The organism is Leclercia sp. UBA5958, from assembly GCF_002430365.1.
Classification (GTDB): Bacteria; Pseudomonadota; Gammaproteobacteria; order Enterobacterales; family Enterobacteriaceae; genus Enterobacter; species Enterobacter pneumoniae.
Window position 1 is genome coordinate 471,175 of sequence record NZ_DJCE01000004.1, and the last position, 13,696, is coordinate 484,870.

General features: G+C 56.9%; 14 protein-coding genes. 9 read left to right on the forward strand and 5 right to left on the reverse strand.

Going from position 1 to position 13,696, the window contains the following annotated elements:
- Positions 1–8: 8 nt before the first annotated feature.
- From ispD to rpoS, 7 genes are all read left to right on the forward strand, one after another.
- Positions 9–719, forward strand: coding sequence for a 2-C-methyl-D-erythritol 4-phosphate cytidylyltransferase (ispD, locus tag B2Q93_RS06730; RefSeq protein WP_286932277.1), 711 nt, complete (start codon positions 9–11; stop codon positions 717–719).
- Complete coding sequence (gene ispF / locus B2Q93_RS06735) at positions 719–1,198, forward strand: 2-C-methyl-D-erythritol 2,4-cyclodiphosphate synthase (protein WP_040074259.1); 480 nt, start codon at positions 719–721, stop codon at positions 1,196–1,198. The genes ispD and ispF overlap by 1 nt, the downstream gene beginning before the upstream one ends.
- Positions 1,195–2,244 carry a tRNA pseudouridine(13) synthase TruD gene (gene truD, locus B2Q93_RS06740; protein WP_040074260.1) on the forward strand — a complete coding sequence of 350 codons (1,050 nt, stop codon included), beginning with the start codon at positions 1,195–1,197 and terminating at the stop codon, positions 2,242–2,244. The genes ispF and truD overlap by 4 nt, the downstream gene beginning before the upstream one ends.
- Positions 2,225–2,986 (forward strand): 5'/3'-nucleotidase SurE, encoded by a 762-nt coding sequence (gene surE, locus B2Q93_RS06745; protein WP_212476389.1) that lies wholly within the window; start codon positions 2,225–2,227, stop codon positions 2,984–2,986. The genes truD and surE overlap by 20 nt, the downstream gene beginning before the upstream one ends.
- The gene (locus tag B2Q93_RS06750) at positions 2,980–3,606 is read left to right on the forward strand and encodes a protein-L-isoaspartate(D-aspartate) O-methyltransferase (protein WP_040074262.1); all 627 of its coding nucleotides are present in this window, start codon (positions 2,980–2,982) and stop codon (positions 3,604–3,606) included. Before surE ends, B2Q93_RS06750 begins: the two co-directional genes overlap by 7 nt.
- Before the next feature lie 116 nt (positions 3,607–3,722).
- Positions 3,723–4,847 carry a murein hydrolase activator NlpD gene (gene nlpD, locus B2Q93_RS06755; RefSeq protein ID WP_286932280.1) on the forward strand — a complete coding sequence of 375 codons (1,125 nt, stop codon included), beginning with the start codon at positions 3,723–3,725 and terminating at the stop codon, positions 4,845–4,847.
- Between the two features lie 60 nt (positions 4,848–4,907).
- Entirely contained in the window at positions 4,908–5,900 is a 993-nt protein-coding gene (gene rpoS / locus B2Q93_RS06760; RefSeq protein WP_039029959.1) for an RNA polymerase sigma factor RpoS, read from the forward strand.
- Between the two features lie 52 nt (positions 5,901–5,952).
- Here rpoS and B2Q93_RS06765 read toward each other — a convergent pair whose 3' ends face one another.
- On the reverse strand, positions 5,953–6,330 hold the full coding sequence (locus tag B2Q93_RS06765) for a DUF4440 domain-containing protein (protein WP_286932281.1): 378 nt from the start codon (positions 6,328–6,330) through the stop codon (positions 5,953–5,955).
- Positions 6,327–7,538, reverse strand: coding sequence for an MFS transporter (locus B2Q93_RS06770; RefSeq protein WP_046886147.1), 1,212 nt, complete (start codon positions 7,536–7,538; stop codon positions 6,327–6,329). Before B2Q93_RS06770 ends, B2Q93_RS06765 begins: the two co-directional genes overlap by 4 nt.
- 106 nt (positions 7,539–7,644) lie before the next feature.
- On the opposite strand from B2Q93_RS06770, the gene B2Q93_RS06775 reads away from it, so the two are divergent.
- Positions 7,645–8,538 (forward strand): LysR family transcriptional regulator, encoded by an 894-nt coding sequence (locus B2Q93_RS06775; protein ID WP_286932282.1) that lies wholly within the window; start codon positions 7,645–7,647, stop codon positions 8,536–8,538.
- Positions 8,539–9,027: 489 nt separating this feature from the next.
- Here the strand turns inward: B2Q93_RS06775 and mutS are convergent, their stop codons facing one another.
- Together mutS and B2Q93_RS06785 are read right to left on the reverse strand one after the other, a co-directional pair.
- Positions 9,028–11,589: a DNA mismatch repair protein MutS gene (gene mutS / locus B2Q93_RS06780; RefSeq protein WP_212476379.1), complete on the reverse strand. Its 2,562-nt coding sequence runs from the start codon at positions 11,587–11,589 to the stop codon at positions 9,028–9,030.
- A gap of 113 nt (positions 11,590–11,702) precedes the next feature.
- Positions 11,703–11,933, reverse strand: coding sequence for a SymE family type I addiction module toxin (locus tag B2Q93_RS06785; RefSeq protein ID WP_040074270.1), 231 nt, complete (start codon positions 11,931–11,933; stop codon positions 11,703–11,705).
- A gap of 185 nt (positions 11,934–12,118) precedes the next feature.
- Here B2Q93_RS06785 and B2Q93_RS06790 point away from each other — a divergent pair, with 185 nt between their 5' ends.
- Entirely contained in the window at positions 12,119–12,463 is a 345-nt protein-coding gene (locus B2Q93_RS06790) for a nitrous oxide-stimulated promoter family protein (protein WP_286932284.1), read from the forward strand.
- Positions 12,464–12,466: 3 nt separating this feature from the next.
- Here the strand turns inward: B2Q93_RS06790 and B2Q93_RS06795 are convergent, their stop codons facing one another.
- Positions 12,467–13,687 carry an MDR family MFS transporter gene (locus B2Q93_RS06795; protein WP_414672031.1) on the reverse strand — a complete coding sequence of 407 codons (1,221 nt, stop codon included), beginning with the start codon at positions 13,685–13,687 and terminating at the stop codon, positions 12,467–12,469.
- Positions 13,688–13,696: the final 9 nt, after the last annotated feature.

Here is a 13,696-nt window from a genome sequence, read left to right on the forward strand (position 1 = left end):
ATGACGACATGGCAGTAACTTTTACGGACGTATGCGCCGTTGTACCGGCCGCCGGGTTCGGCCGACGCATGCAGACAGAGTGTCCTAAGCAGTACCTCTCAATTGGCGATAAAACTATTCTTGAACACTCCGTGGCGGCGCTGCTGGCGCACCCGCGGGTGTCCCGGGTGGTGATCGCCATCAGCCCAGGCGATGCGCGCTTTGCCGCGCTACCGCTGGCAAACCACCCGCAAATTACGGTCGTTGATGGCGGCGCAGAGCGCGCCGACTCGGTGCTGGCCGGTATTCAGGCCGCCGGTGAGGCCGCATGGGTGCTGGTGCACGATGCGGCGCGCCCTTGTCTGCATCAGGACGATCTGGCGCGACTTCTGGCGCTTAGCGAGACCTGCAAGGTCGGAGGCATTCTGGCCGCGCCAGTGCGTGACACCATGAAGCGCGCTGAACCAGGCCTTGCATCCATTGCCCATACCGTAGAGCGCGTTGATTTGTGGCACGCGCTGACCCCGCAATTTTTCCCTCGCGAGCTGCTCCACGCCTGCCTGACGCGCGCCCTGAATGAGGGGGCGACCATTACCGATGAGGCATCGGCGCTGGAGTATTGTGGTTTCCATCCCACTCTGGTTGAAGGACGCGCTGATAATATCAAAGTGACGCGACCGGAAGATTTACAGCTGGCGGAATTTTATCTTACCCGTTCGACCCCTCAGGAGAAGGCATAATGCGAATTGGACATGGTTTTGACGTACACGCCTTTGGCGGTGAAGGCCCAATTATCATTGGCGGCGTACGCATCCCCTACGAAAAAGGACTGTTGGCCCATTCTGATGGCGACGTGGCGCTCCATGCCTTAACCGACGCGCTGCTGGGCGCGGCGGCGCTGGGTGATATCGGCAAACTCTTCCCGGACACCGACCCGGCATTCAAGGGGGCCGACAGCCGCGAGCTACTGCGTGAAGCCTGGCGCCGTATTCAGGCCAAAGGTTTTACCCTTGGCAACGTCGATGTCACCATCATCGCGCAGGCACCCAAAATGTTGCCGCATATCCCACAGATGCGCGTGTTTATCGCCGAAGATCTCGGCTGTCACATGGATGATGTCAACGTCAAGGCCACCACCACCGAGAAGCTGGGCTTCACTGGCCGTGGTGAAGGCATTGCCTGCGAAGCAGTAGCCCTGCTGGTGAAGGCGGCAAAATGATCGAATTCGACAACCTCACTTATCTGCACGGTAAGCCGCAAAGCACGGGTTTACTAAAAGCCAGCCCGGAAGATTTCGTGGTGGTGGAAGATCTCGGCTTTGAGCCGGATGGGGAAGGCGAGCATATCCTGGTGCGGATCCTGAAAAACGGTTGTAACACCCGTTTCGTGGCCGACGCACTGGCAAAGTTCCTGAAGATTCATGCCCGTGAAGTGAGCTTTGCCGGGCAAAAAGATAAACATGCCGTCACAGAGCAGTGGCTCTGCGCGCGCGTTCCGGGCAATTCGATGCCGGATCTCAGTAAGTTTGAGCTTGAAGGTTGTAAGGTACTGGAGTACGCCCGCCATAAACGCAAACTGCGCCTCGGTGCCCTGCAGGGAAATGCGTTTACGCTGGTGCTGCGTGAAGTCAGCGATCGCGCCGATGTCGAAAAACGTCTGGCAGCCATCAGTGCCCAGGGCGTGCCTAACTACTTTGGTGCGCAGCGTTTCGGCATTGGCGGCAGTAATCTGCAGGGGGCGCTACGCTGGGCGCAGAGTAACGCGCCGGTTCGCGACAGGAATAAACGCAGTTTTTGGTTGTCTGCGGCCCGCAGTGCGTTGTTTAATCAGATTGTGAGTGAAAGGCTGAAAAAACCAGACGCGAATCAAGTTGTTGTCGGCGATGCGCTACAATTAGCGGGGCGCGGCAGCTGGTTCGTGGCCACGGCTGAAGAGATGGCCGACCTGCAGACGCGCGTCGGAAACAAAACGCTGATGATTACCGCACCGCTTCCGGGCTCCGGAGAGTGGGGAAGTGTGGGCGACGCGCTGAGCGCGGAGCAATCTGCGGTGGCAGATGCGCAGGAATTACAATCTTTGCTGGTGCGGGAAAAAGTGGAAGCGGCACGCCGGGCGATGCTGCTCTATCCGCAACAGTTGAACTGGAACTGGTGGGATGACGTAACCCTTGAGTTACGATTCTGGCTGCCGGCAGGTAGCTTTGCCACCAGTGTTGTCAGGGAACTTATCAACACTTCGGGTGACTATGCGAATATTGCTGAGTAACGATGACGGGATCCACGCCCCAGGCATACAGACACTGGCCAGGCATCTGCGCGAGTTCGCAGAGGTTCAGGTTGTTGCTCCCGATCGTAACCGCAGCGGTGCCTCTAACTCATTAACGCTGGAGTCATCGCTTCGCACCTTTGCTTTCGATAACGGCGACATTGCCGTGCAGATGGGCACACCGACTGATTGCGTCTTCCTTGGGGTGAATTCCCTGATGCGTCCGCGACCGGATGTGGTGGTCTCCGGCATCAACGCCGGGCCAAACCTCGGCGATGATGTCATCTACTCGGGTACCGTTGCCGCCGCAATGGAAGGCCGTCATCTCGGTTTTCCGGCCCTGGCGGTCTCACTCAATGGTCACCAGCATTACGATACGGCCGCTGCCATCACCTGCACGATTTTACGTGCCCTGAGCCGTGAACCACTGCGCACCGGGCGGATCCTGAATATCAACGTGCCCGATTTACCGCTCGACCAGATTAAAGGCATACGCGTTACCCGCTGTGGTAGCCGCCATCCGGCTGACCAGGTCATCCCGCAGCAGGATCCGCGTGGTAATACGCTCTACTGGATTGGGCCGCCGGGCGAGAAGTGCGACGCCGGGCCCGATACCGATTTTGCTGCCGTTGATGAAGGCTATGTCTCGATTACACCACTGCACGTAGATTTAACCGCTTACAGCGCGCAGGATGTGGTGTCAGGCTGGCTGGATCGTGCCGGGGTGAACGAGCAATGGTAAGTCAACGTGTACAAAGCCTTCTGAATCAATTACGTGCTCAGGGCATTACCGATGAGAAGGTGCTTGATGCCCTGGCTCAGGTACCGCGCGAGAAGTTTGTCGATGAGGCGTTTGAGCACAAAGCCTGGGAAAACGTCGCGTTGCCCATCGGGCAGGGGCAGACAATTTCGCAGCCCTATATGGTTGCCCGGATGACCGAACTGCTGGAACTGACACCGGAGTCCCGGGTGCTGGAAATTGGCACCGGTTCTGGCTACCAGACCGCGATCCTGGCGCACCTGGTGCACCATGTCTGTTCAGTGGAGCGCATTAAAGGGTTGCAGTGGCAGGCGCGTCGTCGCCTCAAACAACTTGATTTACATAATGTTTCAACACGTCATGGTGATGGCTGGCAGGGTTGGCAGGCACGCGCCCCGTTCGACGCCATCATTGTCACGGCGGCACCGCCCGAAATCCCGACAGCACTGCTATCGCAGCTGGATGAGGGCGGTATTCTCGTTTTGCCGGTGGGCGATGAACAGCAGCTATTAAAGCGTGTTCGTCGGCGCGGCGACGAATTTATCATCGATACCGTGGAAGCCGTGCGCTTTGTCCCTCTCGTAAAGGGGGAGCTGGCCTGAGACTCAGATTTTTCCAGGGTTATTCAGGCCAATTCAGCGTATCGTGGGGCGCAAAAGATTCGTGCCAACACGGATAATATTAAGTCACTGGTAGTTAACACATTCCTGGGGGATAAATGAGCGCGGGAAGCCCAAAATTCACCATCAGCCGTGTCGCGGCATTATCACTGGTTTCACTCTGGCTGGCAGGTTGTTCTAATTCAAACAATCCCCCTGCGCCGGTGAGCTCAGTTGGCGGCAATAGCGGTTCAGGTAACACATCCAGTGGAATGCTGATTACTCCTCCACCAAAGATGGGTAACTCTACAGCGCAGCAAACTCCGCAGATCCAACCTGTTCAACGTCCTGTTGTCCAGCCGACGCAGATTCAGCCAGTGGAACAAGCTGTTCAGACCGAAAATGGCCGCATAGTATATAACCGCAAGTATGGGAACATTCCGAAAGGCAGCTATACCGGCGGCAGCACCTATACCGTTAAGCGCGGCGATACTCTGTTCTATATCGCGTGGATCACCGGGAACGATTTCCGCGATCTCGCCCAGCGAAACAACGTACAAGCCCCGTATGGACTGGAAGTAGGCCAAACGCTGCAGGTGGGCAATGCCACCGGTAAACCTCTGACGCCGGGTAACAGCGTTTCTGCGGCCGACGTCACCGCGCAAAATAACAGTGTGACCCCTGCACAAAAATCAAGCACAGTGGTTGCTTCACAACCTGTAATTACGTATTCTGAGGACTCAGGTGAACAGAGTGCTAACAAGATGTTGCCGAATAATAAGGGTACTGCGACCGTTGTCACAGCACCGGTTACGGCACCTGTGGTTAGCTCTACCGAGCCCACTGCCAGCAGTGTAACGTCCAGCTCGCCGATCTCTTCATGGCGCTGGCCGACTGACGGCAAGGTTATCGAGAACTTCTCTTCCTCCGAGGGGGGAAATAAAGGGATCGATATCGCGGGGAGTAAAGGACAGGCTATCATCGCGACCGGAGACGGACGTGTTGTGTATGCCGGTAATGCACTTCGCGGTTACGGTAATCTTATTATCATCAAACACAACGATGATTACCTGAGTGCCTACGCCCATAACGATATGATGCTGGTCCGGGAACAACAAGAAGTTAAGGCGGGGCAAAAAATCGCTACCATGGGTAGCACCGGAACCAGTTCTACACGCTTGCATTTTGAAATTCGTTACAAGGGGAAATCCGTAAACCCGCTGCAGTATTTGCCGCAGCGATAATTTGACGAGACATGCCAGTCAGGATGTTTCGTTCAGGGATCACGGGTAGGAGCCACCTTTATGAGTCAGAATACGCTGAAAGTTCATGATTTAAATGAAGACGCGGAATTTGATGAGAACGGAGCAGAGGCTTTTGATGAAAAAGCCTTAGTAGAAGAGGAACCCAGTGATAACGATTTAGCTGAAGAAGAGCTGTTATCGCAGGGCGCCACACAACGTGTGCTTGACGCGACTCAGCTTTACCTTGGGGAGATTGGTTACTCCCCACTGTTAACAGCCGAAGAAGAAGTTTATTTCGCGCGCCGTGCATTGCGTGGTGACGTAGCCTCACGCCGTCGCATGATTGAGAGTAACTTGCGTCTGGTTGTGAAGATTGCCCGTCGTTATAGCAATCGTGGTCTGGCTCTGCTGGATCTGATTGAAGAGGGTAACCTGGGGCTTATCCGTGCTGTTGAGAAGTTTGACCCAGAACGTGGGTTCCGTTTCTCAACCTACGCAACCTGGTGGATTCGACAGACCATCGAACGGGCAATCATGAACCAAACCCGTACGATTCGCCTGCCGATTCACATCGTGAAAGAGCTGAACGTCTATCTGCGTACTGCACGCGAGTTGTCCCATAAGCTGGACCACGAGCCAAGTGCAGAAGAGATTGCCGAGCAGCTTGATAAACCGGTTGATGACGTAAGCCGTATGCTGCGTCTCAATGAGCGTATTACCTCGGTTGACACCCCACTGGGTGGCGATTCCGAAAAAGCGCTGCTGGACATCCTGGCCGATGAAAAAGACAACGGCCCGGAAGACACTACGCAAGACGATGACATGAAACAGAGCATCGTTAAATGGCTGTTCGAACTGAATGCCAAACAGCGTGAAGTGCTGGCACGTCGTTTCGGTTTACTGGGGTATGAAGCTGCGACACTGGAAGACGTCGGCCGCGAAATTGGCCTGACCCGTGAACGTGTTCGTCAGATTCAGGTAGAAGGTCTGCGTCGCCTGCGTGAAATTCTGCAGGGGCAGGGTCTGAATATCGAAGCGCTGTTCCGCGAATAATTACCCTTTCGTCAAAAAAGGCCCGTCGTGAGACGGGCCTTTTTCTTTTGTGCTACCCCTGCGTCGTTTCGTGCAACAGACGCCAGGTGACTCCAGCGCCTTCCTGATTAAGCACCGCGGTTGACCAACGTACGTTGACAGGCTGGTCCGGACGGGTTTGAGTCTCCCGATAGTGCAGCACCGCGCCACCTTCCCATTCCTGCACCGTAACGAGTTCATCGATAGCTATTTTCAGGCCGTGGCGACTGCCGCGCTGGTTTTGCAGGAAGCCGGCCAGTGCCGCATGGTCCAGATGAGTGCCGCCCGGTGGAATCATCATAAAATCCGGCCGGAAGCGGGCGAGCAGGGCGGTGATGTCGCCTTCGCCTTCTCCAAGCCACTGCTCGAGCGCAACGTGAAGATCAATAATTTCTTTTTCGTACGGGGTCATGATTTCTCCTGTTGAAGCTGCATCAGCACCTTCGCATTGTTAAGACGAATAACGGTCAGCAGGGGCAGTAAGGTTACGCCAGCGGCAAAAATAAAAGTACTGTGCCACGCCGTAATCGGCGGCAGGTAGTGCTGCGCCAGGCTAAGTAGCGCGGCCAGCACTAACGCCCCCAGAAAAAAACTCAGTTGACGGTTCAGGTTCCACAGCGCGCTGGCATCCGGCATCGCATCATGCGGGATAGTCAAAAACGCGCTGCTTTGCGCCGTGCTGCTGCACAGGCTACCGCCCGCACCCATAAGCGTAAATGCCAGCACCGGCAGTGCGAGCGGGCTCTCCGGGCCGACAGGGACAAGAAGCGCCATTCCCGTGGCCTGCAAAAGAGAGCCGAGGATAATCAGCGGTCGGGGACCCAGACGGTTGAAGTAGCGTCCAGTTGATGCGATCGCCACAAAAGAGGCCAGTGACCAGGGCAGCATCAGCGCCCCCGTTTCGGCAGGCGTCAGTCTGGCGACGCTTTGCAGGTAAAACATGCCTATCACGTTCACGCCAATGAACGTGCCGGGAATGCACAGGTAGACCAGCATAGAAAACCGCAGCAGCGGATCTTTCAGCAGCGGGAGATGAAGCAGTCGTCGCGTCACGATCTGCTGTGGTTTCTCGTCACGAAGCCATAGCCAGGCCAGCGTAAATGCGAGGGCAGCGACGGGCAGAGTCGCAAAAAATATCCATCGCCAGCCGAGCGTCTGCACCAGCACGCCGCCCAGCGCGGGCGAGCATGCCGGTGCCAACAGCGCCACCAGCATAACCGCCGAAGAGAGCCTGGCACGTTCGTGCGGCTTAAACTGCTGCCACGCCAGCGCCTGCCCAACCGGTATCAGCAGCCCACCGCCAAGCCCCTGCACGACGCGCCAGGCGATGAGGCTGTCGAGTGTGGACGCCAGCCCCGCGGCGGTAGAAGCGGTACTAAATAGTAAAAGCGATAGCAGGATCAGGCGTTTGGGGCCAAGCAGGCGCGCCAGCATGGCACTGAATGGGATGACCAGCGTTAGCCCGGCAATATAGCCATTACTCACCCAGGCAAGTGCGGAAGGCGTGGCGTCAAACGCCCGGCCCATTGCTGGAAAGGCCACGCTGGCGATGAACATGTTAATCAGGTCGAGAAAAAAGCCGAGCAGAAATACAACGGCAACCCTGGTGCGATAGGTCATGGGAACTCCTCCAGTGAGGCCGTATCGTAGCGGGCGGGAGAGAACAGATAAACGCGACAAAGCGCGATATACTGTCAAAAAAATTTTGACAATAAAAAGGCTGACGATGTTGAATTTGCAGCGCACAGGGATGTTTGTGGCGGTGGTGAAGAGCGGGAGTTTTACCGCTGCCGCAGACGTTATGGGGTTAACAAAAGCGGTTCTCAGTTTCAATATTCGCCAGCTCGAAGATGAACTGGGCGTTACGCTGCTGCTACGATCCACTCGTCGGCTGCGCTTAACCGAAGCCGGGGAGCTGTTTTACCAACGTAGCGTGGCGCTGCTTCAGAACGCGGAGAAACTCGCGGATGATGTGCGCGCCAACCATGCCGGGCTGACGGGGGAACTGCGTATTACCAGCACTCCCGAATATGGGGCGAAGGTGGTGGTGCCCCTGCTGGCCGAATTTAGCCTTCAGCACCCTGAGCTGCGCGTGCGGCTGGTATCATCTTCGCTGCACAGGGATCTTATTTCTGAACGTTTTGATGTCGCCATTCGGCTTGGGACGCTTGCAGATTCGCGCTATCACGCCGCGCTGATTTCGCAGTTTGCCATCTTGCCCGTAGCATCCCCTGCGTGGCTGCAGGCCCATCCTGTGGGATCACCAGAGGCGCTGGCGCAGGCTGACTGGATCATTCATGAACGCGTCGCTTCACCGCTGCGCTGGCAGCTACGTAACGCTGCCGGTGAGAGCGTCATGCTGGAGATAAAAAAAGCCCCGCGATTATATGCGGACAGCGCGCAGGCATTAATGGCCTTTGCCCTGGCCGGTAGTGGTGTGGCGCTGTTGCCTGCGTGGCTGGCACAAAGTGCGCTGGAGGCGGGGCAACTGCTCCCCGTTTTACCGGAATACACTTTTGCCCAACAGGGCATCTATGCTGTCTATCCTGATGCCCAGCATGTTTCAGCAAAGGTGCGCACGTTTATTGATTTTATGCGTACCCGGGTTAACGCGTTATGATCCTGGTTTTGTCGGGTACCGCTCAGGTTCTTCGCTGTGAAGGTACCCTTCCAGCGCCCTCATCAAACACGGATAAAAAAGAAAGCAGCGATGATGGCCGGCATGATTATGCTCGCCATTTTCCAGACGGCAGGTTCTCTGCTGCTCCGCCGGTTCGCCGGCATCGCCTTGTGCTCATGGTCATGTCGGTGAGAGCCAGCGGTTCCACTCCTGGCTGCCAGAGAGTGATATCTGTTACTGCTGGTGAGTTGCCGTAGGGCGCGTCGCTACGACTGCCGCTGAAAAACGGTCGTCACAGATGGACAAAGCACAACGGCAACTCTGGTTGTCATGCCGATCAGTTAGCGCGGTGGAATCGTTCCGTTCACCTCATGTTCAGCGGAGTATGGCATTACACTACCCGTGAACGTGACAAGGAGGACCGGCCGTGTATGAACCGGTCACATGGGGAACACTTTTTGACTCAATCGGCCCGGAGACCGCTGAGCCCTAAACCAGGCTCTTCAACCGGTAGATCCACTCCAGCGCCTGACGCGGTGTCAGTGTATCCGGGTCGAGATTCTCCAGCGCCTCAACGGCAGGCGACGTCTCTTCTGCCGGCGCAAGCAACGACATCTGCGTACCATCTATCTGAGTTGCCGCCGCGTTTGGCGACAGGCTTTCCAGCTCGCGCAGTTTCTGCCGTGCCCGTTTAATCACCTCTTTAGGCACCCCTGCCAGCGCCGCTACCGCAAGGCCGTAGCTCTTGCTGGCCGCGCCATCCTGCACCGTGTGCATAAAGGCGATGGTATCCCCATGCTCCAGCGCGTCCAGATGCACATTCGCCACCCCTTCCATCTTTTCGGGCAACTGGGTTAGCTCGAAATAGTGGGTTGCAAAGAGCGTCAGCGCCTTGATTTTGTTTGCCAGGCTTTCAGCGCAGGCCCACGCCAGCGACAGGCCGTCGTAAGTTGAGGTTCCGCGGCCAATTTCATCCATCAGCACCAGACTGTTTTCCGTGGCATTGTGCAGAATATTGGCGGTTTCGGTCATCTCCACCATAAAGGTGGAGCGGCCGCTGGCCAGGTCATCTGCCGCACCCACGCGGGTGAAAATGCGATCGATGGGGCCGATCTCAACTTTTTGCGCGGGCACGTAGCTGCCGATATAGGCCAGAAGCGCAATCAACGCGGTCTGGCGCATATAGGTACTTTTACCGCCCATGTTCGGGCCGGTAATGATCAGCATACGACGCTGAGGCGACAGGTTAAGCGGGTTGGCAATAAAGGGCTCATTGAGCACTTGTTCCACCACCGGGTGGCGACCTTCGGTGATACGAATGCCAGGCTTATCGCTAAAGGTGGGGCAGCTGTAGTTCAGCGTATCGGCACGCTCCGCCAGGTTAACCAGCACGTCCAGCTCTGCCAGCGCGCTTGCGCTGAGCTGCAGATCGCCCAGATGCGGCATCAGCGTATCGAACAGCTCGTCATAAAGCTGTTTTTCCAGCGCCAGCGCTTTCCCTTTGGAGGTCAGCACTTTGTCTTCGTACTCTTTTAGCTCAGGAATAATATAGCGTTCGGCATTTTTGAGCGTCTGGCGGCGGACATAGTGGATAGGCGCCAGGTGGCTCTGCCCACGGCTAATCTGGATGTAGTAACCATGAACGGCGTTATAGCCGACTTTCAGGGTATCCAGGCCCAGGCGTTCGCGTTCGCGGATCTCCAGTTTATCGAGATAATCCGTTGCACCGTCTGCCAGCGCGCGCCACTCATCCAGCTCTTCGTTATAGCCAGGTGCGATAACGCCACCGTCGCGCACCAGCACCGGCGGGGTTTCAACCACAGCACGCTCCAGTAACTCGCGCAGCTCGCTAAATTCACCCATGGTCTCACGCAGCTTTTGTACCGGTGCGCTCTCAACCTCAGCCAACTGCGCCCGCAGGGTGGGCAACTGCTGAAAGGCATGGCGCATACGGGCTAAGTCACGTGGGCGAGCGGTGCGCAGCGCAAGACGGGCAAGGATACGTTCGAGGTCGCCTACCTGGCGCAAAACCGGCTGCAGTTCGGTAAAACGATCCTGCAAGGCGGCGATAGTCTGCTGACGGCCGACCAGCGTTGCGGTATCACGCACCGGCATGTGCAGCCAGCGCTTGAGCATACGGCTCCCCATTGGGGTGACGGTGCTGTCGAGCACCGAGGCCAGGGTGTTTTCAACGCCCCCGGCCAGGTTCTGGGTGATCTCGAGATTGCGACGGGTGGCGGCATCCATGATGATGCTGTCCTGCTGGCGCTCCATGGTAATAGAGCGGATGTGCGGCAGAGCCGTGCGCTGGGTGTCTTTCACGTATTGCAAAAGACATCCCGCCGCGCAAAGTCCACGTGGCGCATTCTCGACACCAAAACCAATGAGATCGCGGGTGCCAAACTGCAGGTTGAGCTGCTGACGGGCGGTATCGATCTCAAACTCCCACAGGGGGCGACGACGCAGGCCGCGACGACCTTCAATCAATGCCAGCTCGGCAAAGTCTTCGGCATACAAGAGTTCCGCAGGGTTGGTGCGCTGTAGCTCTGCCGCCATGGTTTCACGGTCGGCCGGTTCACTCAGACGAAAACGCCCGGAGCTAATATCCAGCGTGGCGTAGCCGTAACCTTTGCCGTCCTGCCAGATAGCGGCCAGCAAATTATCTTGCCGCTCCTGCAGCAGGGCTTCATCACTGATGGTGCCAGGGGTGACGATGCGCACCACTTTGCGCTCAACCGGCCCTTTTGAGGTCGCGGGATCGCCAATCTGTTCGCAAATGGCTACCGACTCACCCTGATTAACCAGCTTCGCCAGATAGTTTTCCACCGCGTGGTGGGGAATGCCCGCCATCGGGATCGGCTCGCCTGCAGAGGCGCCGCGTTTGGTCAGCGAGATATCGAGCAGCTGCGATGCGCGTTTCGCATCATCATAAAAAAGCTCGTAAAAGTCGCCCATCCGATAGAACAGCAGGATCTCTGGGTGCTGGGCTTTCAGCTTCAGATACTGCTGCATCATCGGGGTGTGAGCGTCTAAGTTGTCGGTAGTGGTCATGGAGTGATGATGTCCATTTCTTTGAAAATAGTACGATTTAAGCGACGCAATGGTCATGAATTAAGGCTATTGTCGCATGAAAAAATGACCTCGCGCAGCAAAATGTGGCCCCTTTAGGCCGAGTTTTCGTTCATCAGCTCAATCACAATTTTGCCCTGCTCAACGCTAAGCTGCACCCGGGAGTGGGTTTTGAAACCCGCCGCTTCCAGCCAGTCGCCTTTCAGGTTCAGCGCGGCGTGCAGACTGTATCCTTTCGGCACTTTGGTCCGACGATCTTCGTGACGTCTGCGATAAGAACTTACGGTTAAATGACGAGACGGTTTTACAGTATTCAGTTCAGTCATTGCGGACTCCTTTCCTGGCCCTGAAGAAGAAAAAAACACCTGTATAAAATGCCAGTAAAATCACCCGATGACAAACGCAGAGCTGCGAGACTGCTTCCAAAAACGGGATGCAAAAAATGAAATCAGGCTGAAACGTGCGGCATGAAGAGGTATCATGGATGCAACTTATAAACAGGTATACTGACATGTCCGGAAAACGCATTACGCGCGAAAAAGAGACCATCCGCAAAATGATTGCGCTCTATGAGGCGCAATGCCCTCAGGCTGTAAGCGAAGAGGGGCATTATCAGGCGCTGAATGCCTATGCGGACAAGCGTCTGGATAGATGTATTTTCGGTGAAGAAAAACCGGCCTGCAAACAGTGCCCTGTGCACTGCTATCAGCCGGCGAAACGGGAAGAGATGAAACAGGTCATGCGCTGGGCCGGGCCGCGCATGCTCTGGCGTCACCCGATTTTGACCGTACGCCACCTCATCGATGACCGCCGTCCTGTCCCGCCGCTGCCCGAAAAGTACCGCCCCAAAAAGTAGCGCTTAGCGTCGCACCGGCCGGCAGATAAATATCATCGCCACGGCGCTGCAGAGTGGGAAACAGGCCAGTTGCAGCCAGGGATAGACCGCCTGGGGCGACGGGGTAAGGGCGTAATCGAGCTGGCTGCCCAGCAACAAGTTCCCTGCCAGCACGGCGCATCCCCCTGCGGTGGCGAGCGCGCCATAGTGCGCCCCCAGCGTCGACTCGCTGGCAAACCACGGAATGATATCTTTAGCCGCAGGCACCAGCAGCATCTGTCCGAAAGTCAGTAGGGTAACGAAACAGGCCGCCGGCAGAAGACGCAGCCAGCCATCGGCCGGAGGATGGCTGGCAAACAGAGCCACACTCACGAAAGAAGCGGCCAGCACGGCAAAGCCGACGGGCAGAATGCGCACCGCACCGGCCCGGCGGGCAACGCGTGCCAGGGGTAGCTGGAATACGATGATCAGCACGGAAGCCAGCATAAACAGCGGACCAAGATCTTTCTCGTTGCCGCCGGCTCGCTGAATCTCCACCGGGAGCGCCAGGTAGAGCTGGTTATAGCTTAAGAGCCAGGCGCTGTAAGCGATGATAAAGGCGACAAAGCGTGGCTGCCGGAAGGTGGTCCACCAGGGTGTGATGTGTAACGGTTTTTTCTGCGCGGAGGTGGGCAGGCAAAAGTGCAGCACCATCAGTGCCACTACAAAGACCCCTGCGCCCGCCAGCGCAATCTGGCGAAAGCCGATCCCCGCCAGCAGTGCGCCGGCTACGGGTCCGAGCACAGCACCCAACTCACCGCAAACCGCAAACAGTGCGAACCACTCCGCACGGCTGCGTTTGCCTTCCGCTTCGCTACGCGTGCCCGCTTTGGCCAGCAGGGCTTCAATGGAAGGGGAGAAGAGTGCACCGCCAATGCCCGTCAGACAGGCACCGAGGATTATCGCCCCGAGGGAGTCACCCAGCGCCAGCAGCAAGTAACCCGCCACCCGCACCAGGCAGCCGCAAAGGATAACGCTACGCGCGCCAAAGCGGTCAGAGAGGGCACCGCCAACAATAAACATCCCCTGCTGGGAGAAGGTGCGTAACCCCAGGACAAGACCAATTAGCCCGCCGGAGAGCTGCATGTCATCGCGCAGGAAGATCGCCAGAAAGGGGACAACGGCGTAAAAGCCGATGTTGAACACAAACTGGCTGCCCAGTAAAACCGGCGGCCAGAGTTGTGTTGCCGGGCGCAAAGAGAGCATGAGCTTACC

Excerpts from the sequence above, each read along its gene's own strand:
- nlpD (WP_286932280.1), top strand. The coding sequence starts at position 3,723 with ATGAGCGCGGGAAGCCCAAAATTCACCATCAGCCGTGTCGCGGCATTA.
- B2Q93_RS06795 (WP_414672031.1), bottom strand. The coding sequence starts at position 13,687 with ATGCTCTCTTTGCGCCCGGCAACACAACTCTGGCCGCCGGTTTTACTG.
- B2Q93_RS06750 (WP_040074262.1), top strand. The coding sequence starts at position 2,980 with ATGGTAAGTCAACGTGTACAAAGCCTTCTGAATCAATTACGTGCTCAG.
- B2Q93_RS06785 (WP_040074270.1), bottom strand. The coding sequence starts at position 11,933 with ATGACTGAACTGAATACTGTAAAACCGTCTCGTCATTTAACCGTAAGT.
- B2Q93_RS06770 (WP_046886147.1), bottom strand. The coding sequence starts at position 7,538 with ATGACCTATCGCACCAGGGTTGCCGTTGTATTTCTGCTCGGCTTTTTT.
- mutS (WP_212476379.1), bottom strand. The coding sequence starts at position 11,589 with ATGACCACTACCGACAACTTAGACGCTCACACCCCGATGATGCAGCAG.
- ispD (WP_286932277.1), top strand. The coding sequence starts at position 9 with ATGGCAGTAACTTTTACGGACGTATGCGCCGTTGTACCGGCCGCCGGG.
- rpoS (WP_039029959.1), top strand. The coding sequence starts at position 4,908 with ATGAGTCAGAATACGCTGAAAGTTCATGATTTAAATGAAGACGCGGAA.
- ispF (WP_040074259.1), top strand. The coding sequence starts at position 719 with ATGCGAATTGGACATGGTTTTGACGTACACGCCTTTGGCGGTGAAGGC.
- truD (WP_040074260.1), top strand. The coding sequence starts at position 1,195 with ATGATCGAATTCGACAACCTCACTTATCTGCACGGTAAGCCGCAAAGC.
- B2Q93_RS06775 (WP_286932282.1), top strand. The coding sequence starts at position 7,645 with ATGTTGAATTTGCAGCGCACAGGGATGTTTGTGGCGGTGGTGAAGAGC.
- B2Q93_RS06765 (WP_286932281.1), bottom strand. The coding sequence starts at position 6,330 with ATGACCCCGTACGAAAAAGAAATTATTGATCTTCACGTTGCGCTCGAG.
- B2Q93_RS06790 (WP_286932284.1), top strand. The coding sequence starts at position 12,119 with ATGTCCGGAAAACGCATTACGCGCGAAAAAGAGACCATCCGCAAAATG.
- surE (WP_212476389.1), top strand. The coding sequence starts at position 2,225 with ATGCGAATATTGCTGAGTAACGATGACGGGATCCACGCCCCAGGCATA.